Annotated in this window: 26 protein-coding genes; 24 read left to right on the plus strand and 2 right to left on the minus strand. The window is 73.5% G+C overall.

Translation table 11 applies throughout. From position 1 onward, the window contains the following. Window positions 1-325: 325 nt before the first annotated feature. From dop to ACZ34W_RS13110, 24 genes are all read left to right on the plus strand, one after another. Window positions 326-1,837 (plus strand): depupylase/deamidase Dop, encoded by a 1,512-nt coding sequence (dop, locus tag ACZ34W_RS12995; RefSeq protein WP_359807198.1) that lies wholly within the window; start codon window positions 326-328, stop codon window positions 1,835-1,837. Between the two features lie 173 nt (window positions 1,838-2,010). Beyond that, window positions 2,011-2,229 carry a ubiquitin-like protein Pup gene (locus tag ACZ34W_RS13000; RefSeq protein ID WP_329486932.1) on the plus strand — a complete coding sequence of 73 codons (219 nt, stop codon included), beginning with the start codon at window positions 2,011-2,013 and terminating at the stop codon, window positions 2,227-2,229. Window positions 2,230-2,390: 161 nt separating this feature from the next. Then, the gene (prcB, locus tag ACZ34W_RS13005; protein ID WP_329486931.1) at window positions 2,391-3,233 is read left to right on the plus strand and encodes a proteasome subunit beta; all 843 of its coding nucleotides are present in this window, start codon (window positions 2,391-2,393) and stop codon (window positions 3,231-3,233) included. Between the two features lie 30 nt (window positions 3,234-3,263). Further along, window positions 3,264-4,085: a proteasome subunit alpha gene (gene prcA / locus ACZ34W_RS13010; protein WP_465603655.1), complete on the plus strand. Its 822-nt coding sequence runs from the start codon at window positions 3,264-3,266 to the stop codon at window positions 4,083-4,085. Window positions 4,086-4,359: 274 nt separating this feature from the next. Further along, entirely contained in the window at window positions 4,360-5,721 is a 1,362-nt protein-coding gene (gene pafA / locus ACZ34W_RS13015) for a Pup--protein ligase (protein ID WP_329486929.1), read from the plus strand. Between the two features lie 126 nt (window positions 5,722-5,847). After that, on the plus strand, window positions 5,848-6,834 hold the full coding sequence (locus ACZ34W_RS13020; protein WP_329486928.1) for an FKBP-type peptidyl-prolyl cis-trans isomerase: 987 nt from the start codon (window positions 5,848-5,850) through the stop codon (window positions 6,832-6,834). Between the two features lie 241 nt (window positions 6,835-7,075). Further along, window positions 7,076-8,395: an FKBP-type peptidyl-prolyl cis-trans isomerase gene (locus tag ACZ34W_RS13025; protein WP_465603658.1), complete on the plus strand. Its 1,320-nt coding sequence runs from the start codon at window positions 7,076-7,078 to the stop codon at window positions 8,393-8,395. Between the two features lie 161 nt (window positions 8,396-8,556). Beyond that, window positions 8,557-8,931, plus strand: coding sequence for an FKBP-type peptidyl-prolyl cis-trans isomerase (locus ACZ34W_RS13030; protein WP_329486926.1), 375 nt, complete (start codon window positions 8,557-8,559; stop codon window positions 8,929-8,931). 169 nt (window positions 8,932-9,100) lie between these two features. Beyond that, a complete protein-coding gene (locus tag ACZ34W_RS13035; protein ID WP_329486925.1) occupies window positions 9,101-10,117 on the plus strand; it encodes a helix-turn-helix transcriptional regulator in 1,017 nt (338 codons plus the stop codon). Next, window positions 10,114-11,070: a helix-turn-helix transcriptional regulator gene (locus ACZ34W_RS13040; protein WP_329486924.1), complete on the plus strand. Its 957-nt coding sequence runs from the start codon at window positions 10,114-10,116 to the stop codon at window positions 11,068-11,070. The genes ACZ34W_RS13035 and ACZ34W_RS13040 overlap by 4 nt, the downstream gene beginning before the upstream one ends. A gap of 3 nt (window positions 11,071-11,073) precedes the next feature. Continuing rightward, window positions 11,074-11,364, plus strand: a complete 291-nt coding sequence (locus ACZ34W_RS13045) for a hypothetical protein (RefSeq protein WP_329486923.1) — start codon at window positions 11,074-11,076, stop codon at window positions 11,362-11,364. A gap of 10 nt (window positions 11,365-11,374) precedes the next feature. Then, complete coding sequence (locus tag ACZ34W_RS13050) at window positions 11,375-11,551, plus strand: hypothetical protein (RefSeq protein WP_329486922.1); 177 nt, start codon at window positions 11,375-11,377, stop codon at window positions 11,549-11,551. Window positions 11,552-11,784: 233 nt separating this feature from the next. Continuing rightward, the gene (tatA, locus tag ACZ34W_RS13055) at window positions 11,785-12,084 is read left to right on the plus strand and encodes a Sec-independent protein translocase subunit TatA (RefSeq protein WP_329486921.1); all 300 of its coding nucleotides are present in this window, start codon (window positions 11,785-11,787) and stop codon (window positions 12,082-12,084) included. A 90-nt stretch (window positions 12,085-12,174) separates the two neighbouring features. After that, on the plus strand, window positions 12,175-13,116 hold the full coding sequence (gene tatC, locus ACZ34W_RS13060; protein ID WP_329486920.1) for a twin-arginine translocase subunit TatC: 942 nt from the start codon (window positions 12,175-12,177) through the stop codon (window positions 13,114-13,116). 195 nt (window positions 13,117-13,311) lie between these two features. Next, window positions 13,312-14,475, plus strand: a complete 1,164-nt coding sequence (locus tag ACZ34W_RS13065) for an NAD(P)/FAD-dependent oxidoreductase (protein WP_465603663.1) — start codon at window positions 13,312-13,314, stop codon at window positions 14,473-14,475. 94 nt (window positions 14,476-14,569) lie between these two features. Then, window positions 14,570-14,914 (plus strand): (2Fe-2S)-binding protein, encoded by a 345-nt coding sequence (locus ACZ34W_RS13070; protein WP_329486918.1) that lies wholly within the window; start codon window positions 14,570-14,572, stop codon window positions 14,912-14,914. Next, window positions 14,895-16,346 carry an FAD/NAD(P)-dependent oxidoreductase gene (locus ACZ34W_RS13075; RefSeq protein ID WP_465603665.1) on the plus strand — a complete coding sequence of 484 codons (1,452 nt, stop codon included), beginning with the start codon at window positions 14,895-14,897 and terminating at the stop codon, window positions 16,344-16,346. The genes ACZ34W_RS13070 and ACZ34W_RS13075 overlap by 20 nt, the downstream gene beginning before the upstream one ends. 117 nt (window positions 16,347-16,463) lie before the next feature. After that, complete coding sequence (locus tag ACZ34W_RS13080) at window positions 16,464-17,327, plus strand: dihydrodipicolinate synthase family protein (RefSeq protein ID WP_465603922.1); 864 nt, start codon at window positions 16,464-16,466, stop codon at window positions 17,325-17,327. Window positions 17,328-17,416: 89 nt separating this feature from the next. Beyond that, entirely contained in the window at window positions 17,417-18,421 is a 1,005-nt protein-coding gene (locus tag ACZ34W_RS13085; RefSeq protein WP_329486915.1) for a proline racemase family protein, read from the plus strand. A 22-nt stretch (window positions 18,422-18,443) separates the two neighbouring features. Next, the gene (locus ACZ34W_RS13090; RefSeq protein WP_465603924.1) at window positions 18,444-19,817 is read left to right on the plus strand and encodes an aldehyde dehydrogenase family protein; all 1,374 of its coding nucleotides are present in this window, start codon (window positions 18,444-18,446) and stop codon (window positions 19,815-19,817) included. Beyond that, window positions 19,817-20,845 (plus strand): proline racemase family protein, encoded by a 1,029-nt coding sequence (locus tag ACZ34W_RS13095; RefSeq protein WP_396489531.1) that lies wholly within the window; start codon window positions 19,817-19,819, stop codon window positions 20,843-20,845. The genes ACZ34W_RS13090 and ACZ34W_RS13095 overlap by 1 nt, the downstream gene beginning before the upstream one ends. Window positions 20,846-20,994: 149 nt before the next feature. Next, entirely contained in the window at window positions 20,995-21,861 is an 867-nt protein-coding gene (locus tag ACZ34W_RS13100) for an ornithine cyclodeaminase family protein (RefSeq protein ID WP_465603926.1), read from the plus strand. Window positions 21,862-22,080: 219 nt separating this feature from the next. Next, the gene (locus ACZ34W_RS13105; RefSeq protein ID WP_352290960.1) at window positions 22,081-22,794 is read left to right on the plus strand and encodes a GntR family transcriptional regulator; all 714 of its coding nucleotides are present in this window, start codon (window positions 22,081-22,083) and stop codon (window positions 22,792-22,794) included. Window positions 22,795-22,896: 102 nt separating this feature from the next. Next, on the plus strand, window positions 22,897-23,493 hold the full coding sequence (locus ACZ34W_RS13110) for a Uma2 family endonuclease (protein ID WP_465603668.1): 597 nt from the start codon (window positions 22,897-22,899) through the stop codon (window positions 23,491-23,493). Window position 23,494: 1 nt separating this feature from the next. Here the strand turns inward: ACZ34W_RS13110 and ACZ34W_RS13115 are convergent, their stop codons facing one another. Together ACZ34W_RS13115 and ACZ34W_RS13120 are read right to left on the minus strand one after the other, a co-directional pair. After that, entirely contained in the window at window positions 23,495-24,175 is a 681-nt protein-coding gene (locus tag ACZ34W_RS13115; protein ID WP_329486911.1) for an ABC transporter ATP-binding protein, read from the minus strand. After that, on the minus strand, window positions 24,172-25,248 hold the full coding sequence (locus ACZ34W_RS13120) for an ABC transporter permease (protein WP_465603671.1): 1,077 nt from the start codon (window positions 25,246-25,248) through the stop codon (window positions 24,172-24,174). The genes ACZ34W_RS13115 and ACZ34W_RS13120 overlap by 4 nt, the downstream gene beginning before the upstream one ends. Between the last annotated feature and the right edge of the window lie 93 nt (window positions 25,249-25,341).

The raw sequence follows: 25,341 nt of genomic DNA on the forward strand, positions 1-25,341 counted from the left end.
CGGATCGTCTTCATCCGCACGCTCGTCACCGGCAAGCAGGGCGCCGAGTCCGGCCGCTCCATCGACACCGTCGCCAACACCGGGCAGTACCTGTAACCGCACCACTCCGGGCCGCCGGCAGCGGACCCCGGACCAGCACGCACCCCGTCCGGCTGTGGCGCCTCGCGGCCCCGCAGCCGGACGGCGCGTCTCGGGGCCCGCCTGTCGGTGCCGCGTTCTAGGCTCGACCCACCGTTCGCGGGCACACGGCCCGCGTCGGTGTTGTTCAGCGGTACGTCAGCGTGTTCCGCCCGTGGGGGGCGGTACACCGGGCAAGGAGGGCCGCATGACCGTACGGCGCGTGATGGGCATCGAGACCGAGTACGGGATCTCCGTACCCGGGCACCCCAACGCCAACGCCATGCTCACCTCGTCCCAGATCGTCAACGCGTACGCGGCGGCGATGCACCGGGCACGGCGGGCCCGTTGGGACTTCGAGGAGGAGAATCCGCTGCGCGACGCCCGGGGCTTCGACCTCGCGCGCGACGTGGCGGACGCCAGCCAGCTGACCGACGAGGACATCGGCCTCGCGAACATCATCCTCACCAACGGCGCGCGGTTCTACGTGGACCACGCGCACCCCGAGTACAGCTCGCCCGAGGTGACCAACCCGCGCGACGCCGTGCTCTGGGACAAGGCCGGCGAGCGGGTCATGGCGGCCGCCGCCCAGCGCGCCCTGGAACTGCCCAACGGGCAGACGATCCACCTGTACAAGAACAACACCGACAACAAGGGCGCCTCCTACGGCACCCACGAGAACTACCTGATGAAGCGGGCGACGCCGTTCGCCGACATCGTCCGCCACCTCACCCCGTTCTTCGTCTCCCGCCAGGTGGTCACCGGCGCCGGCCGCGTCGGCATCGGCCAGGACGGCTCGGCGAACGGCTTCCAGATCAGCCAGCGCGCCGACTACTTCGAGGTCGAGGTCGGCCTGGAGACGACGCTCAAGCGGCCGATCATCAACACCCGCGACGAACCGCACGCCGACGCCGAGAAGTACCGCCGGCTGCACGTGATCATCGGGGACGCCAACCTCTCCGAGATCTCCACCTACCTCAAGCTCGGAACCACCTCCCTGGTGCTGGCGATGATCGAGGACTCCTTCATCGCCGCCGACCTCGCCGTCGACCAGCCGGTGCGCACCCTGCACCGGATCTCCCACGACCCGTCGCTGAAGCACCTCATCACGCTGCGCAACGGGCGCCGGCTCACCGCCGTCCAGCTCCAGCTGGAGTACTTCGAGCTGGCCCGCAAGTACGTCGAGGACCGCTTCGGCACCGACGCCGACGAGCAGACGGTGGACGTCCTGGCGCGCTGGGAGGACGTGCTGGGGCGGCTGGAGCGCGATCCGATGTCGCTCTCCCGGCAGCTGGACTGGATCGCCAAGCGGGAGATCCTGGAGGGCTACCGCAGCCGCGACGCGCTGGAGTGGGACAACTCCCGGCTGCACCTGGTCGACCTGCAGTACAGCGACGTACGGCCCGAGAAGGGCCTGTACAACCGTCTGGTGGCCCGTGGGCGGTTCGAGCGGCTGCTGACCGACGAGGAGGTCGAGCGGGCCGTCTCCAAGCCTCCGGAGGACACCAGGGCCTATTTCCGCGGGCGCTGTCTGGAGCAGTACGCGGACCACGTGGCAGCCGCCTCGTGGGACTCGGTGATCTTCGACCTGCCCGGCCGCGACTCGCTCCAGCGGGTCCCGACGCTGGAGCCGCTGCGCGGCACCCGCAACCACGTCAAGGAGCTGCTGGACCGCTGCCGCACGGCCGAGGACCTGCTCCGGGTGCTGGCCGGCGGGTAACTTTTCGATCACCACGGGTGAACGTCCGCCGAATGGGAATCATCCGGGGTGACAGCGGGTGTTGGACAGGAAGCGCCACGGCGAACCGGAAGCGGTAGCCGCGCCCTGTGTATAGGGTCGGTGCAGCAAGCAGCGACCAAACCGTGCCAGACAGATCGAGCGGGGTGAGGGAAATGGCGAGCAAGGACACCGACGGCGGCCAGCAGCGGGCGAACCGCTCCTCCGAGGAGGTCGAGGAGCAGGCCGCGGAAGCGCAGAATTCCGACGACCTCAAGGAGCGCCAGGAAAAGCTCGGCGACGACGTCGACGCGGTTCTCGACGAAATCGACGAGGTCCTCGAGTCGAATGCCGAGGATTTTGTACGCCAATTCGTGCAAAAGGGCGGCGAGTAGCCCCGTTCGGGCATTCAGGGAATTCACGGTCGCGACCGCCGAGGGCGGACGGGCGGCAACGGCCGCCCGTCCGCCCCGGTCCGGCCCACCACGCATGGACGGTGATCGTCGGCGGGTAGGGTGCGGGCAGCGTGCGCTTCAAGCTACCTGGAAGGAATCGTGTGGAAGCCAACACTCGTGGCACCGGGCGTCTACCGGCTGCCTTCCTGACCCCGGGGTCCTCGTCGTTCCTCGACTTCCTGGCCGACCACCAGCCGGAGCTGATCCCCGGGCGCCGCGAGCTGCCCATGGGAGCGGTCGTCGAGGCCCCGCACGGGACGACGATCGTCGCGGCGGTGTTCGACGGCGGTGTGGTCATCGCCGGTGACCGCCGGGCGACCATGGGCAACGTGATCGCCCAGCGTGACATCGAGAAGGTCTTCCCGGCCGACGAGTACAGCGCGGTGGGCATCGCCGGCACCGCCGGCCTCGCCGTCGAGATGGTCCGGCTGTTCCAGCTGGAGCTGGAGCACTACGAGAAGATCGAGGGCACCGTGCTCTCGCTGGAGGGCAAGGCCAACCGCCTCACCACCATGATCCGGGGCAACCTCGGCATGGCGATGCAGGGCCTCGCGGTCGTCCCGCTCTTCGCCGGTTACGACCTCGACCTCGGTCGCGGCCGGATCTTCACCTACGACGTCACCGGCGGCCGCTCCGAGGAGCGCGGGTTCGCCGCCACCGGCTCCGGCTCGGTGTTCGCCCGCGGCTCGATGAAGAAGCTCTACCGCGCGGACCTGACCGCCGAGCAGGCCGCCACCCTGGTCGTCCAGGCGCTCTACGACGCGGCCGACGACGACTCCGCCACCGGCGGTCCGGACCTCGCCCGGAAGATCTTCCCGATCGTCTCGCTGATCACCGAGGACGGCTTCCGCCGGCTCACCGAGGCCGAGGTCTCCGCGATCGCCGTCTCGATCACCGACGAGCGCCTCATCCGCCCCAACGGCCCGCAGGCCCCGCTGCTCTAGCCACACCTACCAAGGAAGGGACGACCGCCGGTGTCGACACCGTTCTACGTCTCGCCCCAGCAGGCCATGGCGGACCGCGCGGAGTACGCCCGCAAGGGCATCGCGCGCGGTCGCAGCGTGGTCGTGCTCACCTACGCCGACGGCATCGTCTTCGTCGCGGAGAACACCTCGCGGGCGCTCCACAAGGTCTCCGAGATCTACGACAAGATCGCCTTCGCGGCGGTCGGCCGCTACAACGAGTTCGAGAACCTGCGGATCGGCGGCGTCCGCTACGCCGACCTGCGGGGCTACTCCTACGACCGGGCCGACGTCACCGCCCGGGGCCTGGCCAACGTCTACGCCCAGACGCTCGGCACCATCTTCTCCTCGGTCGGCGAGAAGCCGTACGAGGTCGAGCTGATCGTGGCCGAGGTCGGCCGCACCCCGGACGAGGACCAGATCTACCGGCTCACCCCGGACGGCTCGGTCGTCGACGAGAAGAACTACGTGGTGGTCGGCGGCAACGCCGACTCGATCGGCAACTACCTGGGCCAGCGGCACCGCAGCGGGCTGTCCCTGACCGACGCGATCAAGGTCGCGGTGGACTCGCTCGCCCGGGACCCCAACGGCGGCTCCCCGCGGACCATGACCCCCGAGCAGCTGGAGGTGGCGGTCCTGGACCGCCAGCGCTTCCAGCAGCGCAAGTTCAAGCGCATCCTGGGCGGCCAGCTCGCCCGGCTGCTCGACGGCGACGAGTCCGCCGAGGCGGACGAGGACGAGAAGCCGGCGGCCAAGCCGCCGGCCGACCGGTCGGACGTGTCGGACGTGTCGGACGTGTCGGACGTGTCGGACGTGCCGGACCAGTCCGACTAGCAGTGCGGAGGAGTCCCGTACGGCGGCCGTCGCCCGCCGCCGTACGGGCCCCCTCCGGTGGCCCACGCAGAGAACGGACGCCTCGTGACTCCTCCCCAGCGGTCGAGACCGTGGGGCTCCACGCCGACCTGACGGCCGGCGCCCCCGGACGAGCCCTGCCCGTTGCCGAAGCAGGGGATCGGCCTACAAGGCCAGCTGCGGCCCGGTGCCGCAGAGTTCAGGATCCCGATCCGCGCACCGGCCGAGACCGGTGATTCCTTCGAGAGAAGGTGCCATGGACCGTCGAATTTTCGGGCTGGAGAACGAGTACGGCGTCACCTGCACGTTCCGGGGTCAGCGACGGCTGTCACCGGACGAGGTGGCGCGCTACCTCTTCCGCCGCGTTGTCTCCTGGGGCCGCAGCAGCAACGTGTTCCTGCGCAACGGCGCCCGCCTCTACCTCGACGTGGGCTCCCACCCCGAGTACGCCACTCCCGAGTGCGACGACGTCGTCGAGCTGGTGACGCACGACAAGGCGGGCGAGCGCATCCTCGAAGGGCTGCTGGTGGACGCCGAGCGGCGGCTGCACGAGGAGGGCATCGCGGGGGACGTCTACCTGTTCAAGAACAACACCGACTCGGCCGGGAACTCCTACGGCTGCCACGAGAACTACCTGGTGGCCCGGCACGGCGAGTTCTCCCGGCTGGCCGACGTACTGATCCCGTTCCTGGTGACCCGCCAGCTGATCTGCGGCGCCGGCAAGGTGCTGCAGACCCCGCGCGGCGCGGTGTTCTGCGTCAGCCAGCGGGCCGAGCACATCTGGGAGGGCGTCAGCTCCGCGACCACCCGCTCCCGCCCGATCATCAACACCCGCGACGAGCCGCACGCCGACGCCGAGCGCTACCGCCGGCTGCACGTCATCGTCGGCGACTCCAACATGTCCGAGACCACCACGCTGCTCAAGGTCGGCGCCACCGACCTGGTGCTCCGGCTGATCGAAGCCGGCGTGGTGATGCGCGACCTCACCCTGGAGAACCCGATCCGGGCGATCCGCGAGGTCAGCCACGACCTCACCGGCACCCACCAGGTCCGGCTCGCCAACGGCCGGGAGGCCAGCGCGCTGGACATCCAGGAGGAGTACTACAGCAAGGCGCTGGAGTTCGCCGACCGCAAGGGCATCAACACCGGCACCATCGCCCTGGTGCTGGACCTCTGGGGCCGCACCCTGGAGGCGATCCGCACCGACCGGCTGGACGGGGTGGCCACCGAGATCGACTGGATCATGAAGTACAAGCTCATCGAGCGCTACCGCGAGAAGCACCAGATGAGCATGTCCAACCCGCGGGTGGCCCAGATCGACCTCGCGTACCACGACATCCACCGCCGGCGCGGCCTGTTCTACCTGCTCCAGGGCAAGGGCCAGGCGAAGCGGATGACCACCGACCTCAAGACCTTCGAGGCCAAGTCCGTGCCGCCGCAGACCACCCGGGCCCGGCTGCGCGGCGACTTCATCCGCCGGGCGCAGGAGCAGCGCCGGGACTTCACGGTCGACTGGGTGCACCTGAAGCTGAACGACCAGGCCCAGCGGACGGTGCTCTGCAAGGACCCGTTCCGTTCGGTGGACGAGCGAGTGGAGAAGCTGATCGCGGGCATGTGAGGGCCCGTCCCGATGTGATCTTTGCGGTGTCCGGCCCCGGTGGTGTCTACCGGGGCCGGACGACGTCGGGGAATACGCTGTCCGTCGAGTCCGGAGAACCGACTTTGACCGACAGTTAGGAACGCCGTGCGCCGCACCGCCGGTTTGCTTCTCACCCTGCCCCTGCTGTTGGCGGTCGCCTGCAGCAGCTCCACCAAGGCGACCAGCCCGGCGACGCCCACGGCGTCCAGCGCGGCCCCCACGGTGCCCGCGCCGGTGAACGAGGCCTCGCCGATGCCGACCCTGTCGGGCGGCGGGTTCGGGAGCAAGGCCACCATCACCATCCCGGACGGCGCGCCGAGCGGTCAGTTCGTGGTGAACACCGTCAGTGAGGGCGACCGCTCCACGGTCAACAAGGGCGACTGGGTGACGGTGAACTACTCGGCGAAGGACTGGACGACGGGCAAGGACCTGCCCAGCTCCTACGACGAGGGCGGCAAGCCGCAGCTGTACCAGGCGGGCAGCGGGCAGTTGGTGCCCGCCTTCGACCAGAGCGTGATCGGCAAGAAGGTCGGCAGCCGGCTGCTGGTGGTGGCCCCGCCGGCCGCGGCGTTCGGCACCCAGGGCAACAACCAGCTCGGGGTGGCGCCGGGCGACACCGTGGTGTTCGTACTGGACATCATGGAGAGCCTGCCGCAGGACTCCACACTCTCCGGCACGATGACCCAGCCGCCGGCGAACCTCCCGCAGGTGAAGGACAACGGCAAGGCCGCTGTGACGATCACCATCCCGCCCGGCCAGGCCGCGCCCACCGACCTCCAGCAGGCCGTGCTGATCAAGGGCGAGGGCAAGCCGGTGAAGTCCGGCCAGACCCTGGTCGTGCAGTACACCGGGGTGCTCTGGAGCAACGGCCAGCAGTTCGACTCGTCCTGGAGCCACGGCGGCGCGCAGGCGCTGCAGATCGGCACCGGCAGCGTGATCGAGGGCTGGGACAAGGGGCTGGTCGGCCAGACCGTCGGCAGCCGGGTGGAGCTGGTGGTGCCGCCGGCCCTCGGGTACAAGGACCAGGCGCAGGGCTCCGTCCCGCCGAACTCGACGCTGGTCTTCGTGATCGACATCCTTGAGGCGGTCTGACCGGGCGCCCCGGCCGGCGCTGGGTGCCGGCAGACCCTAGGAAGTGACGGGTGGGGTCCGTACGCTTGGGCGGGCGCTCGCACACGGAAGCGTCCGCCCTCATCCTGACCTGTCATACTGCCCTCGCACTGTGGTAGGCGCCGTCGGCGTCCGGGTTCCGGGCGGCAGTGCGACAGCACTCCGGCGCTCACCACGCCGGCCGAAGACCTCGAAGACCTCGTGGCGAGATGGATGGGGAGTCATGTCTGAGAAAGCGTCGAGCCCGGGCGGGGCCGGCACCGCGAACGGAAACTCCGCCGGTGACCCGGCCGACTCGCGGCCCGGTGGCCCGTTGCCCGGCGACGGTGAGTCGATCGTCGTCCCGCCGTCGATCCTGAAGCACTCGCCCGGCTGGGTGCGGCCGGACGAGGCCCAGGCGAAGCGGGCCGCGAGCGGGACGAAGACCGACGAGGCCCCGCAGATCTTCGCCTCGAACGTGCGCCGCCAGGACACCTCGGAGGCCGGGTACGACGAGAACCCGCCCGGGGTCGGCAGGCTGGGCGTGGTGCTCGGCACCGTGCTGGCCCTGCTGCTGGTCGGCAGCGGCATCACGCTGTACGTGGTGAACCGCGACGGCGGGTCCAAGTCGGACACCACCACGCAGGCCGACGCGGCCAAGTCCGCGCCGCCGACGCCGTCCGCCGAGCCGGTGCCGCCGATCAAGGACACCGCCAAGGTGCTGCCGACCATCACCGGCGAGTTCGGCAAGAAGGCCGGCATCGAGGTGCCCGGCGACCAGGCCGACGGCAGCTTCGTGGTCAAGGTCCTCTCCGAGGGCACCGGCCCCAAGGTCGAGAAGAACTCCTGGACCTCGGTCGACTACACCGCCAAGGACTGGACGACGGGCAAGGACATCCCGAGCTCGTACGACGACGCGGGCAAGCCGCAGATCTTCCAGGCCGGCACCGACGCGCTGATCCCGGCGCTCGACCAGGCCGTGGTCGGCAAGAAGGCCGGCAGCCGGGTGCTCGTGGTGGCCCCGCCGGCCGCCGCGTTCGGCGCGCAGGGCAACCCGAACATGTCGATCGGGGCCAAGGACAACCTGGTCTTCGTCATCGACATCCGCAACAGCAACGCGCCCGACGCGGTGCTCAGCGGCACCGTGACCCCGCCGCCCGCGGACTTCCCGCAGGTGAAGGACAACGGCAAGAAGCCGGCCGACATCACCCCGGTCCCCGGCGCCGCCGACCCGACCGAGCTGAAGTCGCACGTCCTGATCAAGGGCACCGGCCCGAAGGTGGAGAAGGGCGAGAAGGTCGTCGTCCAGTACACCGGCGCGCTGTTCAAGGACGGCAAGGTCTTCGACTCCTCGCTGAGCAAGGGCCAGGCGTTCTCGTTCCCGGTCGGTGGCGGCCAGGTCATCGCGGGCTGGGACCAGGGTCTGGAGGGCCAGACCGTGGGCAGCCGCGTCGAGCTGGTCATCCCCGCCTCGCTGGGTTACAAGGACCAGGCGCAGGGCGACATCCCGGCCAACTCCACCCTGGTGTTCGTCGTCGACATTCTCGATGCGGGTCAGGGCTGATCCACTTTCGGGTGACAATGGTGGGTGTGTGACCTTCGGGACCGGCCGCGTGGCCGAGCCCGCACGGGCGGCGGGCGCCCGTACCGTGGTCCGGGTAACGGACCGGGTACGGGTGCCCGCCGCCTGGTCATGAACCGAACCAACCGCGAGAAGAGGCAGATGTGAGCAACAAGACGAAGCCGGAGATCGACTTCCCGGGCGGCGACGCGCCCACCGAGCTGCAGATCCGCGACATCGAGGTCGGCACCGGCGAGGAGGCCAAGCCGGGCCAGGTCGTCGAGGTGCACTACGTCGGTGTCACGTTCGAGTCCGGTGAGGAGTTCGACGCCAGCTGGAACCGCGGCAGCAGCTTCAAGTTCCCGCTCGGCGCCGGCCGCGTCATCAAGGGCTGGGACCAGGGCGTCGTCGGCATGAAGGTCGGCGGCCGCCGCGAGCTGGTCATCCCGGCGCACCTGGCGTACGGCAACCAGTCGCCGTCCCCGCTCATCCCGGCGGGCTCGACCCTGATCTTCGTCGTCGACCTGCTGGGCGTCTGAGCCGGTCGTGACCGAGGGCCGCACCCCCACCCCGGGGGTGCGGCCCTCGCGCGTTCGCGGACTCGGCTTTTGCAGTGCGTACCGCTACCGGTACGGTCGGTCCCGCCGGGTCGACCACTGCCCGGCGGGCGCACCCCGCGCGCGGCGCGGCACACCGGAAGGGTCAGCGATGGCGATCGCCAAGGCAGAGCGGCTGATGAATCTCGCCCTGTGCCTGATGAACACCAGACGTCCGCTCTCCAAGAAGGAGCTGCGGGAATCCATCGAGGCGTACCGCGAGGCCTGGCAGAACAGCAGCGAGGACGCCTTCAACCGGATGTTCGAGCGGGACAAGGACGACCTGCGCGAACTCGGTCTGGTCATCGACGTCGACGAGAACGCCCTGGACGGCGAGCTCGGCTACCTCGCCCGCGCCGACCGCAACCGGCTGCCGGAGATCGCCCTCGACGCCGAGGAGGCCGCCGCGCTCACCCTCGCCGCCCGGGTCTGGCAGCAGGCCAAGATGTCCGGCGCGGCCAGCGGCGCCCTGCAGAAGCTGCGCGCCGCCGGGGTCCCGTTCACCGAGACCGAGAGCCGCAGCGCCCTCGAACCGCGCATCCCCGCCCGGGAGGCCGCGTTCGAACCGCTGCTCACCGCCGCCCGCGACCGCCGCCCGGTCACCTTCGAGTACCGCAAGGCCGGCGCCGCCGCCGCCGAGCAGCGCACCGTGGAGCCCTGGGCGCTGGAGTGCTGGCGCGGCCACTGGTACCTGGCGGGCTGGGACCGCGACCGCTCCGACGCCCGGGTCTTCCGGCTCAGCCGGATCACCGGCAAGGTCCGAACCCGCTCCGGGGCGTTCCTCGGCACCGTCCCGGAGCACGTCGACGTCCGCGCCACGGTCGCCAAGTTCGCCGGTGAGGGCGCCACCGCGACGGCGGTCGTCAGGGTCCGCCGCGGTGCCGGCTTCCCGCTGCGCACCAAGGCGCTGAGCACCCGGCCGCAGTCCGCGGCCGACGAGGGCTGGGACGAGCTGGAGATCCCGTACGGCAACGGGCTCGGCGCCGACCTCGCCGAATTCGGGCCGGACGTGCTGGTGATCGGCCCCGAGGAACTGCGCGCCGACGTGATCGAGCGGCTGCGCGCGGTGGCCGGGGCGGGCGGCGCCGAGGGCGCCGCGGTGGAGAGTGCTGAAGGAGTGCGGGCATGAGCAACGCGATCGACCAGACCCGGCGGATGCTCTCGCTGGTCACCTACCTGCGCGAGCGGCCCGGCGCCGAGGTCGCCGAGGTGGCCCGGGCCTTCGGGATCACCGAGCGCGAGCTGATCGGCGACCTCAACGTGCTGCCGATGTGCGGCACCAGCTTCCGCGGCGGTGACCTGCTCGACATCGACACCGACGGCGAGCGGATCTGGTGGCACAACGTCGACGACGTCGCCCAGCCGCTGCGGCTGGCCGCGGACGAGGCGACCGCGCTGCTGGTCGCCGCCCGCGCGGTGGCGGGCCTGCCCGGTCTGCGGGCCGGTGACCGGGAGGCGCTCACCCGGGCCGTCGCCAAGATCGAGAACGCCGCCGGCGACAGCGCCGAGGGCAGTGCCCGGGTCGGTGTCACCTTCGAGGCGGAGAGCCACGTCTTCGCGGACATCGACCGTGCGCTGAGCGAGGGCCGGCGGCTCTGGCTGCGGTACTACTCGCACGGGCGCGGCGGCATGACCGAGCGCGAGGTCGACCCGATCCGGCTGCTCACCGAGGGCCACACCTACCTGGAGGCCTGGTGCCGGACCTCCGAGGACCACCGGATGTTCCGGCTCGACCGGGTCGCCGAGATCAAGGTGCTGGACATCCCCTCCGACCCGCCCAAGCGGGAGCCGCGCGACCTCTCGGGCGGGCTGGTCAACCCGTCCGCGACCGACCCCGAGGTGGTGGTCGAGGTGTCCTCCGGCGGGCGCTGGGTGGCCGAGTACTACACCCACGACCGGGCCGAGGAACTGCCCGACGGCGGGCTGCGGATCACCCTGCGCAGCGCCGACCCGTCCCAGCTGCGCCCGCTGGCGCTGCGGCTCGGCCGGGACGGGCGGATCGTCTCGCCGCCGGCGCTCGCCGAGCAGGCGCGGTCGGCGGCGCTGGAGGCGCTGGCCGGCTACGGGGAGGGGCAGGTCTGAGCCGTGGAGCCGGGTACCAGATTCAAGGTCTACTGCTCGGAGTGCCGGGAGAAGGTGGAGCTGCCCGCCGAGGAGTTCCGCCTCACGCTGGGCCGGACGCCGGCCCAGGCGCACTACAGCTTCGGCTGCCCGCTCTGCGGCGCCTCGGTCCGCAAGCAGGCGGGGGAGAAGATCGTGTCGGCGCTGACCGGCGCCGGGGTGCGGACGATGCGTCTCGTCCCGGCCGGGGGGCCGGGTGCGGCGGGGGCCGTCCTGCCGTCGGGCGGGACGGGTCGGGCCGAAGCCGGCGGATAGGGTGGGGGCCATGTCCTGGATGCTCGTCGCCGCCGTCCTGCTCGCCACCGCCGGTCTGCTGGTCCTCGGTGTCCTCGCGATCCGGCTCTGGCTGGACGTGCGGACGCTGGCCAAGGGAGTGGACACCGCCTCCCGGGCGCTGGCCGAGGCGGCCGGCGACCTCGCCGCGGCGGTTCCGGGCCGCTGAGCGGCCGGCCGGCCCGGGCGGGCGGCCGGTAACGGTTGACCGTCGCGAGGACTTCGGGGGTACGGGGGCTGCTGCCCGGAGGTTCGGGCGGGTTACGCTCTCAGCAGGCTCCTGAAGTGCGACGGGGGCCGCTGTCCTGTTCGGGCGGCCGTCGTCAGGGCGTCACTCGCAGCGGTTACCATCCCCGCAGCGGTGGCCCGCCGGTGTGCCGCCATGACTGAAGGTGGTCGAACATGCGGATCTCGCCGACCGCGATCCTCGTGATCGTGGTTCTTGCCATTCTGCTCTTCGGCGCCAAGCGGCTGCCCGACCTGGCGCGCTCGCTCGGCCAGTCCATGCGGATCCTGAAGAGCGAGACCAAGGCGATGCGTTCGGACGGTGCGGCGGACGAGAGCGCGCCGGCCCAGCCGGCGCCCGCCGTCGCGGCCGACCCCGCGAAGACGATCCAGGCCGCGCCGGGGGCGTCCGGGACGGCCCGGCCGGTGGCCGAGCAGCCCACCGGGACGGGAACGGACGGTGGCGGCCCGCGTTGAGCGGTCCGCGGCGCACGTGGTGCACGTGACGCAAGCGACTAGTGAGGCCCGTCGACCGGCGGGGCTCGACGCACGAGTTGAGGACCGGGGTTGAGCAAGCTCTCGAAGGCGTCGAAGACGTCCAAGGATCCTGAAGGGCGGATGGCCCTCGCCGACCACCTGCGGGAACTGCGGAACCGGGTGGTCAAGTCGGTCCTGGCGATCGTGGTCATCACGATCGTCGCTGCGATCTACCACAAGCAGCTCGAAGACTTCCTTCTGAAGCCGCTGCCGCACTGCACCGTGGAGACCGCCGACCAGTACCACGGCAAGTGCGCCCAGGTCTCCAACATCGGTCTGACCGCCGGTTTCACCTGGATGCTCAAGGTGTCGCTGACGGCCGGTGTGGTCGCGGCCGTGCCGGTCTGGCTCTACCAGGTCTGGGCCTTCGTCGCGCCGGGTCTGCACCGGCACGAGAAGAAGTACACGATCATCTTCATGGCCTGCGGGGCGCCGCTGTTCCTGGCCGGCGTGACCTGCGCCATCCTGGTGCTGCCGACCACGGTCGACGTACTGATCTCGTTCACCCCGAACAACACCACGCCGATCCTGCCGCCCGAGGACTACCTCGACATCGCGACCCGGATGGTGCTGGTCTTCGGCCTCGCCTTCGAGTTCCCGCTGCTGCTGGTGATGCTGAACATGGTCGGCATGGTCACCGGCAAGCGGCTGCTCGGCTGGTGGCGCGGCATGGTGCTGGCGATCACCGTCTTCGCCGCCTTCGCGACGCCGAGCGCCGAGCCCGTCAGCATGCTGGTGCTGGCCGCGCCGATCTGGGCGCTGTACTTCGTCGCGGTCGGGATCGCCATCGTGAACGACCGGCGCAAGGCCCGTCGCAACCCGGACCTCGGGCTGGACGACGAGGAGGCCTCGCACCTGGACCTCTCGGTGCAGCCGGTGGAGGGCACGGAGGCCGTCGAGGCCTCCCGCGCGCCGGTGATCCCGGCGCCGGTGCCGGCCGCCCGGCACGAGCAGATGGACGACATCACGTGATGGGGTGACCCGCCTCGAATGACCCCGGCTCCGCCGTTTCCCGGTGGGGCCGGGGTCTTTCGCATGACCCCGTCGTCGGGGAAGCCGCCGGTGGGGCGCCGTGCACGGGGGTTCCGGGGTCGGCCTCTCGGCCCGGAGCTGACCGGTCGGCGGGGCGCTCTTGGCAGGCACGATGGCATGTGACATATTACTGCGGTGTCCACGCCTCAGAGACCTCCCCTGGATGTCGTCGTGGTCGGCGCCGGCGTGGTCGGTGCCGCCTGCGCCTACTACGCCGCCCGCGCCGGGCTCGCCGTCGCCGTCATCGACCGGGGCCCGGTCGCCGGTGGCACCACCGGCGCCGGTGAGGGCAATCTGCTGGTCTCCGACAAGGAGCCCGGGCCGGAACTCGACCTCGCGCTGCTGTCCACCCGGCTCTGGCGCGAGCTCGCCGAGGAGCTCGGCGCCGCCGTCGAGTACGAGCCCAAGGGCGGCTTGGTGGTCGCCGACACCCCGGCCCGCCAGGACGCCCTGCGCGCCTTCGCCACCGAGCAGGGGACGGTCGGCGTCACCGCCGAGGAGATCCCCGGCGAGCGGCTGCGCGAACTCGAACCGCACCTCGCCCCCGGGCTGGCCGGCGGGTTCCTCTACCCCCAGGACGCCCAGGTCCAGCCCGCCCTGGCCGCCGCGCACCTGCTGCGCGCCGCCCGCCGCGCGGGCGCGGTCCTGCACACCGGCGAGACCGTCCGGGCGGTGACCATCGGGCCGGACGGCGCCGTACGCGGCGTCGTCACCGACCGGCGCCGGCTGGCGGCGCCGGCCGTGATCAACGCCGCCGGCACCTGGGGCGGCGAGCTGGCCGCGCTGGCCGGCGTGCACCTGCCGGTGCTGCCCCGCCGGGGCTTCGTCCTGGTGACCGAGCCGCTGCCGCGGATCGTCCGGCGCAAGGTCTACGCGGCCGACTACGTTGCGGACGTGGCCAGCGGTTCGGCCGCATTGCAGACCTCGGCGGTGGTCGAGGGCACCCCCGGCGGTCCGGTGCTGATCGGTGCCAGCCGGGAGCGGGTCGGCTTCGACCGGACCCTCTCGGTGGAGGTGCTGCACCGGCTCGCCGCGCAGGCCGCCGCGCTCTTCCCGGTGCTCGCCGACGTCAGCGTGGTCCGCGCCTACCGGGGGTTCCGCCCGTACCTGCCGGACCACCTGCCCGCGATCGGCGCCGACCCGAGGGTGCCGGGGCTCCATCACGCCTGCGGCCACGAAGGGGCGGGCATCGGGCTCGCCCCGGCGACCGGGCTGCTGATCAGCGAGCAGCTCACCGGCAAGCGGCCGGAGCTGGACCTCGCGCCGTTCCGGGCGGACCGCTTCCCGGTCGGGGTGTGAGCCCGTCCGCGGACGGACGGGCTCAGGGGCGGACGGGCCGGGTGGGGCGGCCGCGCGGCGCAGGACCGCGCGGGCGGATCAGAGGAACTTCGGAATGGAGAACGCGCGGATGAACCCGCCGATGCGACGCCGGACCCCGGCCGCGCTGGTCGGGGCGGAGCCGGGGCCCGCCCACACCATCGACTTCGACGGCCGGCCGGTGCCGGCCCTGCCCGGCCAGTCGATCGCCGCCGCGCTCTGGGCGGACGGCGTGCTGGCCTGGCGCACCACCCGGGTCGGCGGCAGGCCGCGCGGGGCGTTCTGCGGGATCGGCGCCTGCTTCGACTGCCTGGCCGTCGTGGACGGCCGCCCCAACCAGCGCACCTGTCTGGTGCCGGCCGAGCCCGGTACCGTCGTCACCACCCAGGAGGGCAACGGCCGTGCCGACCTCGCCGTCTGAACCGTCCGAGCCGTCCGGGCTGTCCGCGGCGTCCGGGCCCGCCGAGCGGGGCGGTTACGACCTCGCCGTGATCGGTGCGGGCCCGGCGGGCCTCGCCGCGGCCGTGGCCGCCGCCGACCTCGGCCTGCGCTGCGCCCTGCTCGACGCCGGCCCGCGCACCGGCGGCCAGTACTACCGCCACCCCGCGCCCGGGCTGGGCGCCACCCGGCCCGACCGGCTGCACCACGACTGGTCCGTCTACCGCGGGCTGGCCGACCGGCTCGCGGCGCACCGCCGCACCGGCCGGGTGGACCTCCTGGGCGGTCACCAGGTCTGGGCCCTGGAGCGCCCGGCCGACACCGGCTGGGCGGTGCACGCCACCCTCGGGCCGGCCGCAGACGAGCGGGCCAACGTCCGGGCCGCCGCCGTCCTGCTGGCCACCGGCGCGTATGAGCGGCAGCTGCCGTTCCCCGGCTGGACGCTGCCCGGGGTGGTCACCGCCGGTGGGGCACAGGCCATGCTCAAGGCGGGCCTGGTGCTGCCGGGCCGGAGGATCGTGGTGGCCGGCAGCGGGCCGCTGCTGCTCGCGGCGGCGTCCTCGCTGGTCACCGCCGGGGCCGAGGTGCCCGAGGTGGTCGAGGCCACCGGCTACCTCGGTTACGCGCGCCGCCCCGACGTGCTGGCCGCCGTCCCGGCCAAGCTCGTCGAGGGCGCCGGCCACGGCGCCGCGCTGCTGCGCCACGGCGTCCGGCTGCGCCGGCGCAGCGCCGTCGTCGAGGCGCACGGCACCGACCGGGTCACGGCCGTCACCGTCGCCCGGCTGGACGCCGACTGGCGGCCGGTGCCCGGCACCGAGCGCCGGATCGCCTGCGACGCGCTCGCCGTCGGCCACGGGCTGCTGCCGCAGATCGAGCTGGCCACCGAGCTGGGCGCCGCGACCAGGACGACACCCGACGGGGCCGTCGCCCTCGCGGTGGACGCCCGGCTGCGGACCACCCTTCCCGGCCTCTGGGCGGCCGGCGAGACCTGCGGGGTCGGCGGCGCCGACCTGGCGATCGCCGAGGGGGAGCTGGCGGCCCACGCGGTAGCCGGGGCCCCGGCCCCGACGGCGCTGCTGCGCCGCCGTGCCCGGCTGCGCGCCTTCGCCGAGCTGATGGCGGCGGCGCACCGGCCCGGCCCCGGCTGGACGGGGTGGCTGCGCCCGGACACCGACGTCTGCCGCTGCGAGGAGGTGCCGGTGGCCCGGATCACCGCGGCGGTGGAGGAGCTCGGCGCGGGCGACGTGCGGACCGTCAAGCTGCTCACCCGGGCCGGGATGGGCTGGTGCCAGGGCCGGATGTGCGGTCCGGCGGTGGCCTGCCTCTCCGGCGCCGGCGAGTCGCGGGCGGACAGCCGCCCGCTGTCCTGCCCCGTCCCGCTCTCGCAGCTCGCGGCCGGTCCGCCGGCCTCCTGAACACGTGGCGCGGGGCTCTTGTCTCCGCCTGCGACGTCTAATAAAATGTCACACCTCACCAAGGAGTCAGCTGTGTCCCACACCCCGCACGACACCACCCGTCCCTGGCGCGGCATCATGGTCGCCACCACGATCCCGCTGCGCCCGGACCACTCCGTCGACTACGACGCCTACGCCGAGCACGTCCGCTGGCTGATCGACTCGGGCTGCGACGGCGTCGTCCCCAACGGCTCCCTGGGGGAGTACCAGACGCTCACCGCCGAGGAGCGGGCCAAGGTCGTCGAGGTCGCCGTCGAGGCGGCCGGCGACGGCTCCCGGGTGATGCCCGGGGTGGCCGCGTACGGCAGTGCCGAGTCCCGCCGCTGGACCGAGCAGGCCGCCGAGGCGGGCGCCGGCTCCGTCCTGCTGCTGCCGCCGAACGCCTACCGCGCCGACCACGACGCCGTCCGGGCCCACTACGCCGAGGTGGCCAAGGCCGGCCTGCCGGTCGTCGCCTACAACAACCCGTACGACACCAAGGTCGACCTCGTCCCCGCGCTGCTGGCGCGGCTGCACGGCGAGGGCTCGATCGTCGCCGTCAAGGAGTTCAGCGGCGACGTCCGCCGGGCGTACGAGATCGCCGAGCTGGCCCCGGGGCTCGACCTGCTGATCGGCGCCGACGACGTGCTGCTGGAGCTGGCCGTGGCCGGCGCGGTCGGCTGGATCGCCGGGTACCCGAACGCCCTGCCGGCCGCGAGCGTCGCCCTGTACCAGGCCGCCGTCGCCCACGACCTGGACGTCGCACTGCCGCTCTACAAGGCCCTGCACCCGCTGCTGCGCTGGGACTCCAAGACCGAGTTCGTCCAGGCGATCAAGCTCTCGATGGACATCGTCGGCCGCCCCGGCGGTCCCACCCGCGAGCCGCGGCTGCCGCTCGGCCCGGAGATCGAGGCGGCCGTCCGCGCGGCCACCGAGAAGGCGCTGGCCGAGGGGCTCGGGTAACCGACCCCGCTGCCACCGGGTGCGGCCGGCTGCTGGGGCAGCCGGCCCGGCCCACCACCCCACCCACCCCCGACGGGAGTCGCCACCAGATGCGCAGCCGCCACGTGTTCCACGCCGTCGACTCGCACACCGAGGGCATGCCGACCCGGGTCGTCACCGGCGGCTTCGGTGTCATCCCCGGTGCCACCATGGCCGAGCGCCGGGTGCACTTCCAGCAGCACCTCGACCACTTCCGGACGCTGCTGATGTACGAGCCGCGCGGCCACGCCGCGATGAGCGGCGCCGTCCTCCAGCCGCCGACCCGCCCGGACGCCGACTTCGGGGTGCTCTACATCGAGGTCTCCGGCCTGCTGCCGATGTGCGGCCACGGCACCATCGGCGTGGCCACCGTCCTGGTCGAGACTGGCATGGTGCCGGTGGTCGAGCCGGTCACCACCGTGCGGCTGGACACCCCGGCCGGGCTGGTGACCGCCGACGTGCGGGTCGAGGACGGCGCCGCCACCGCGGTGACCATCCGCAACGTGCCCTCGTACGCGGTCGCCCTGGACCGCAAGATCGAGGTGCCCGGGTACGGCACGGTCGGCTACGACCTCGCGTACGGCGGCAACTTCTACGCGATCCTGCCGCTCGCCGAGTTCGGGCTGCCGTTCGAGCGCGAGCGCAAGCAGGACATCCTGGACGCCGGACTCGCCCTGATGGAGGCCGTCAACGGCGGCCCGGACCGGCCGGTGCACCCCGAGGACCCGTCGATCCACAGCTGCCACCACGTCCAACTGCTCGCGCCCGGCTCCACCGCCGAGCACTCCCGGCACGCGATGGCCATCCACCCCGGCTGGTTCGACCGCTCGCCGTGCGGCACCGGCACCTCCGCGCGGATGGCCCAGCTGCACGCCCGGGGCGAACTCCCGCTCGGGCGGGACTTCCGCAACGACTCCTTCATCGGGACGACCTTCACCGGCCGCCTGGTCGAGGAGACCGAGGTGGCCGGACGGCCCGCCGTGGTGCCGACCGTCACCGGCCGGGCCTGGATCACCGGCACCGCCCAGTACTTCCTCGACCCGAGCGACCCGTTCCCGGCCGGGTTCCTGCTCTGAACCGCCTGAACACCCCGAAGGGCTGCCTGCTGTGACGATCCTTTCGTACAACCCCGCCGATCCCGAGGACCTCGTGGCCGAGGTCGACGCGCCCGGTGCCGAGGCCGTCCGGGCCGCCGTCGGGCGGGCCCGGGCCGCACAGCCCGGCTGGCTCGCCGCCGGGGCCGCCGCGCGCTCGGCCGCGCTCACCCGGTTCGCCGGGGCGGTCGAGGAGCACGCCGAGGAGCTGACGGCGCTGATCGTCCGCGAGGTCGGCAAGCCGGTGGCCGAGGCGCGCGGCGAGGTCGGCCGCACCGCGGCGATCCTGCGCTACTACGCGCAGGCGCCGTACGCGCCCGCCGGCGCCGTCCACGAGACCGCCGCCGGCGAGGGCCTGCTGCTCACCCGCCGCCGCCCCTACGGGGTGGCCGGGCTGATCACGCCGTGGAACTTCCCGCTGGCGATCCCGGCCTGGAAGGCCGCGCCGGCGCTGGCGGTCGGCAACACCGTGGCGCTCAAGCCCGCGCCGGAGGCCATCGCCTGCGCGCTGCGGCTGGCGGAGCTCGCCTCGGCGGCGGGTCTGCCCGAGGGCGTGTTCACCGTGCTGCCGGGCGGGGCGGAGGAGGGCGCGGCGCTGGTCGACACGGCGGACGTGGTGTCGTTCACCGGCTCGACGGGCGTCGGGCGGGCCGTGGTGCGGGCCGCCACCGAGCGCGGCGTCCCGGTCCAGGCCGAGCTGGGCGGCCTCAACGCGGCCCTGGTGCTGCCGGACGCCGACCCCGAGCAGGCCGCCGCCCATCTGGCGGCCGCCATCGCCGGGTACGCCGGGCAGAAGTGCACCGCCACCAGCCGGGTGATCGCCGTCGGCGCGGCCCACGAGCCGCTGCGCGCCGCCCTGGTGAAGGCGCTCGGCCTGGTCGACGACGCGGCCTGCGGGCCGGTCATCTCGGCCGCCGCCCGGGACCGGCTCACCGGCGCCGTCGAGTCCGCCCGCGCCGCCGGGGCCACCGTGCTCACCGGCGGGGGCGTCCCGGAGCGGCCCGGCTGGTACGTCGAGCCGACCCTGCTCGCCGACGTACCGGCCGAACACCCGCTGCGGCGCGAGGAGTTCTTCGGACCGGTGGCCGTCCTGCTGGCGGCCGCGGACCTGGACGAGGCGATCGCGCTCGCCAACGACACCCCGCACTCGCTGGCCACCTCGGTGCACAGCCGCAGCCTGGACGTGGCGCTGGCCGCCGCGGACCGGCTGGACGCGGGCATGATCCGGATCAACGCACCCTCCAGCGGCGTCGACTTCCACCTGCCGTTCGGCGGCGCCAAGGGCGCGAGCCACGGGGAGCGCGAACAGGGCGCGGCCGCGCTCGACTTCTACACCGCGAGCCGTACCGTCAGCGTCCTCCCGGCCGGTGGCGCGTGATGCGGGTCAGCGCCGTGGACTACCACTGCGCCGGCGAGCCGTTCCGGATCGTCGTCGGCGGCGCCCCCGGCGTGCCCGGGGACAGCGTCGCCGAGCGGCGGGCCGTCGCGATCGGCGCGGGCGGCACGGCCACCGCGCCCCGGCCGGGCCCGCTCGACGAGGTGCGGCGACTGCTCGTCCGGGAGCCGCGCGGGCACGCCGGGATGTACGGCGGCTTCCTGGTGCCGCCGGACGACGACGAGGCGCACCTCGGCGTGCTCTTCTGGCACAAGGACGGCTACTCCACCGCCTGCGGCCACGGCACCATCGCGCTCGGCGCCTGGGCGGTGGACTCGGGGCTGGTCCGGGCCCCGGACGACGGGGTGGCCCGGGTGCGGATCGACGTGCCGTCCGGGCGGGTCACCGCCGCCGTGCACCGCGCCGGCGGGCGGACCACCGGGGTGACCTTCCGCAACGTACCGGCCGTCGTCAGCGCGCCGAAGCTGGCGGTGCGGACCTCGCGCGGCACCGTGGAGGTGGCCGTCGCGCACGCGGGCGCCTGCTACGCCAGCGTGCCGGCGGCCGCGCTGGGGCTCGCCGTCGAGCCCGGGCTGCTGCCCGAACTCACCGCCGTCGGGCGGGAGATCCGGGCCGCCCTGGCGGACTCGCCGGCCGTCCGGCACCCGACCGACCCGCGGCTCTCGGGGGTCTACGGGGTGATCCTCCACGACGAGCTGCCCGAGGGCCCGGCCGGGCCCGTCCAGCGCAACGTCACCGTCTTCGCGGACGGCCAGATCGACCGCTCGCCGTGCGGCTCCGGGACGTCGGCGCGCCTCGCCGTGCTCGCCGCCGAGGGGCGGCTGGCCCCGGGCGGGGAACTGCGCCACGAGTCGCTGATCGGGACGGTGTTCACCGGCCGGGTGCTGCCCGGCGGCGACCCGCTCGGCGCCGGTGTGGTCACCGAGGTCACCGGCACCGCCCACCGCACCGGCGAGCACACCTTCCTGCTCGACCCGGACGACACGCTGGGGACGGGGTTCCTGCTGTGACCGCCCGCCGTCCCGAACCCCTCCTGCTGCCCGGCGCGGCGGCTGAGCCGCTCCAGCGCGTCGCGCCGGGCTCCGACCGGCCGGGCGCGGCCGGGCCTGTTTCCGAGGCCGGGCCGGTCCACGTCGTCGGGCCGGGCGCGGTCGGCTCGTTGGGCCCGGCCCGGGCCGCCGAGGCGATCGAGCGGGTGCTGCTGGCCGGGCTCGACCCGGAGGCCGGGCCCGCCCGGTCGGCGGTACCGGTGCCGGCGGGTGAACTGCTGCTGATGCCGGCGGCCACGGCCGAGTACGCCGGGGTGAAGATCGCCGGGGTGGCCCCGGGGAACGCCGCCCTCGGCCTGCCCCGGATCACCGGCAGCTACCTGCTGCTGGACGGCCCGACCCTGCGGCCCGTCGCCCTGCTCGACGGTGCGGCGCTCACCGCGCTGCGCACGCCCGCCGTCACCGCCGTCGCGCTGCGGCGCCTCGCCGCGCCGGACGCCGCGCACCTGGTCCTGTTCGGGGCCGGCCCGCAGGCGTACGGGCACCTGGACGCGCTGCTCGCCGTCCGGCCGCTGACCAGGGTCACCGTGGTGGCCCGCAGCGAGGCGCCCGCCGAGGCGCTGGCCGGGTACGCGCGCCGACTCGGGCTCGCGGCCGCGGTGGGCACGGCCGCCGCGGTGGCCGAGGCGGACCTGGTGGTCTGCTGCACCACCGCGCGTGCGCCGCTGTTCGACGGCGCGCTGGTGCCCGACCACGCGGTGGTGGCCGCGGTCGGCTCGCACGAGCCCGACGCCCGGGAGGTGGACGCGGTGCTGGTCGGCCGGGCCGAGCTCTACGTGGAGGCGCGGGCGGCCGCGCTGCGGGAGGCGGGGGACCTGCTGATGGCGGGGGTCACCGGCGCCGGTCCGCTCTGGAACCTGGCCGAACTGGTGCGCGGCGAGGCGCCGGTGCCGAGCGACCGGCCGCGGTTCTTCAAGAGCGTCGGGATGGCCTGGCAGGACCTCGCCGTCGCGGCGGAGGTCCACCGGCGGGGCTGAGCCGGGCGGGGGCGGAGGTCCACCGGCGGGGCTGAGCCGGGCGGGGGCGGGGGGCCTCCGGCGAGGTTGGCCGCCGACCGTTGCGACGGGCGGCGGCCACTGCCACGATGGGCCCGCCGGGACGCGGCCGCCGCCGGCTGTCCGAATCACGAAATGTTGCACACTCAACGTAACGTGACATTGTACGCTGGTGTTCTGCGACCCATCCGGAGGAACACCATGGCCGACCTCAAAGCCCGCACCCTGATCTCCGTGCAGGAGCGGCTGCGCGACCAGGTCGCCCACGCCCTCCGCGCCGCACTGATCTCCGGCGAGCTGCGCCCCGGCGTGGTGTACTCCGCGCCCGCGCTCGCCGCCGACTTCGGCGTCTCCGCCACCCCCGTCCGCGAGGCGATGCTCGACCTCGCCCGGGAGGGCCTGGTCGAGGCCGTCCGCAACAAGGGCTTCCGGGTCACCGAGCTGACCGAACGCGACCTCGACGACTTCACCGAGATCCGCGCCCTGATCGAGGTCCCGACCGTCGGCCGGGTCACCCGCACCGCCACCGCCGAGCAGCTGGAGGCGCTGCGTCCGCAGGCGGAGGCGATCGTGGCCGCCGCCCGCAAGCACGACCTGATCGGCTACCTGGAGGCGGACCGCCAGTTCCACCTCGACCTGCTCGGCCTGGCCGGCAACGCCCGCCTGGTGGAGGTCGTCGGGGACCTGCGCAAGCGCTCCCGGCTCTACGGCCTGAACCGCCTCGATCAGCGCGGCGAGCTGGTCTCCTCCGCCGAGGAGCACCTGGAGCTGCTCGACCTGATGCTCTCCGGCGACGCGGAGGCCGCCGAGGCCTGCATGTCCCGCCACCTCGGCCACGTCCGCTCGCTCTGGGCGGCCGGCCAGGAGGAGGCGGAGGAGGAGGCCCGCCCGGCCCTGCGGCTGCGGGCCCGGTAGGGGCCCGGACCGCTCGTTCGGGTGAGGACCGACGATCGGGCGGCGGGCGGGGCAGGCGCTCTACGATGATGCGCTCGACATTCGGCAGTCAGGAGGAACTCCTTGTCCGCCGCGACAGTGGAAGAACCCGGTGAGCAGCTGACGCTGCTCGAAGCCGCTGAGCTGATCTCCAATCAGCTGGTGGGGCACCGAGTCGAGATCATCGCGGGTCAGATCACCGTCACGCCGCCGCCCAACGGCCAGCACGGCGATGCCCTGACGAGCATCAGCATTCCGCTCCTCCTGGCGGGCCTTCACGGGGAGACGACCCGCGTCATCCAGGGGATGGGCCTCTGGCTGCCGGACGGTCCGTCCGACTTCGCCATCCCCGATCTGTCGGTCGTCGACGCGGACTACGCCGACCGTCTGGTCGATCGCAACAGCTACGACCCCGGGGTCTTCCGGCTCGTGCTGGAGGTCACCTCCTCGAACCTGAGTGACGATCTGAAGAAGAAGCCTTCCGCCTACGCGTCCGCAGGCATCCCCGTCTATGTGATCGTCGACCGGACGAACGGGCGGGTACTGGTGCTGACCGACCCGCGGGACGGCGAGTACCGGGTGCACGCCGTCCACCGTCCCGGGCAGTCGTTCACGCTGCCGGGGTCGCTCGGGGCGGCGGTGACCTTCTCGGTGGACGGGATGCTGGGGCCCCAGAAGTAGCTCACACCGCCGCCGGCACCGTGAGCCGGCCGTCGTGGACCTCGGCGACGCGGTCGACGGCCGTGAGGTGGGCCCGGTCGTGGGTGACCAGCACGGTGGCGGTGGCGCGGCGGTGGGTGAGTTCGGTGATCAGGTCGATCACGGCGGCGCCGCGCTCGTGGTCCAGCGCGCTGGTGGGCTCGTCGATCAGCAGCACCGTCGGGTCGTTCATCAGGGCGCGGGCGATGTTGACGCGCTGGCGCTGACCGCCGGAGAGCTGGTGCGGTCGGCGCGCCGCCTGGTCGCGCAGTCCGACGGCGGCCAGGAGCTCCAGCGCGCGGGGGAGGGCGCCGCGCGGGGAGCGGCCGTCGAGGTGGGCCATCACCTGGAGCTGTTCGGCGGCGGTGAGCGAGGGCAGCAGGTTGGCCTGCTGGAAGACGACGCCGATCCGGCCGCGACGCAGCGCCGTCAGCTCGGCGCGGTTCAGTCCGGTGGTCTCGACGCCGTCCACCACCACCCGGCCGGTGTCCGGGGCGGTCAGCGTGGCGGCGACCGCCAGCAGGCTGGACTTGCCGGAGCCGGACGGGCCGACCACCGCGGTGATCGAGCCCTTCGGCACGGTCAGCGAGACGTCGTCCAGCGCGGTCAGCCGGCCCTCGCCGTCCGGGTAGGTGAGGGTCACGCGGTCGAGGTGCAGGCTCATCGGGCACTCCCCAGGGCGGTCAGCGGGTCGACGGAGGTGATCCGGCGGATGGACAGGGCCGCGCCGACCGCGCCGAGCGCGATCATCACGACGGCCGGGACGAGGACGGTCGGGGCGTCCAGGACGAACGGCACCGCCGAGCCGAGCAGGGTGCCGGCGCCGACCGCGATCGCGGTGCCGGCTGCCGTGCCCAGCACCAGCAGCAGGACCGCCTGGCCGAGCGCGTCCGTGAGCAGGTAGCGGGTGGAGGCGCCGAGTGCCTTCAGCACCGCGACGTCGCCGCTGCGCTGGATCGTCCAGACGGTGAAGAAGGCGCCGATCACCAGCGCCGAGATGGCGAACAGGAAGCCGCGCATCAGTTGCAGCGAGCCGTTCTCCGAGGTGTAGGAGCCGATCGCGGCGAGCGCGTCCGCCCGGCTCCGGGTCTCGGTGCCGTACCGGGCGTCCGCCGTGCCGAGGTCCGCGCCGGGGGCCGTGGTCAGGGCGATCACCGTGGCGTGCCCGACGCCGCCCGGGGCGACCGCCTGCCAGTCGGTGAGGCTGGTCCAGACGACCGGGGTGTGGCTGAAGGAGGCGTCGCCGGCCACCGCCGCGACCTGGAGCGGGCGGCCCGCCAGGGTGAAGGCCGCGCCGGGACGCAGACCGCCGAGCTCCTCGGCGGCGGCCTGCGACAGCACGGCCCGGCCGGGGCCGACCGCATCGCCCCGGGGGGCCAGCGGCGAGCCGTCCGGTACGCCGAAGGCGGAGAGCGCGGTGGTGCGCTGCCCGGCGGCGGCCTTGGTGGTGGTGATCCCGAGCGGTTGCGCGGCCGTGACCCCGGGGGCCCGCGCCCAGCCCTGCCACTGCTCGGGGGTGACCTGGGAGTCGGTGAAGGAGAGCCGCTGCCCGTCGGCGGGGACGGCGAAGGCGAGATGGTCGGCGGGCAGGCCGGTGATCGCCGAGACGTTCTGCCGGCCGAGCCCGGCCGTCAGGCCGGACAGCAGGCCGACCAGTACGGTGATCAGCACGACGACGGTTCCCATCAGGGCGAACCGCCCCTTCGCGAACCGCAGGTCCCTCCAGGCGACGAACACGTCCGGGCTCTCCTCTTCCTCGGGTCCGCCGCGGCTTGCGCAGCGGCGGCGACGCTCACCACCGTCCCGCGGAAGGGGGCCGTGGGGCATCGC

The sequence above is a fragment of the Kitasatospora sp. NPDC022856 genome, from assembly GCF_055561235.1.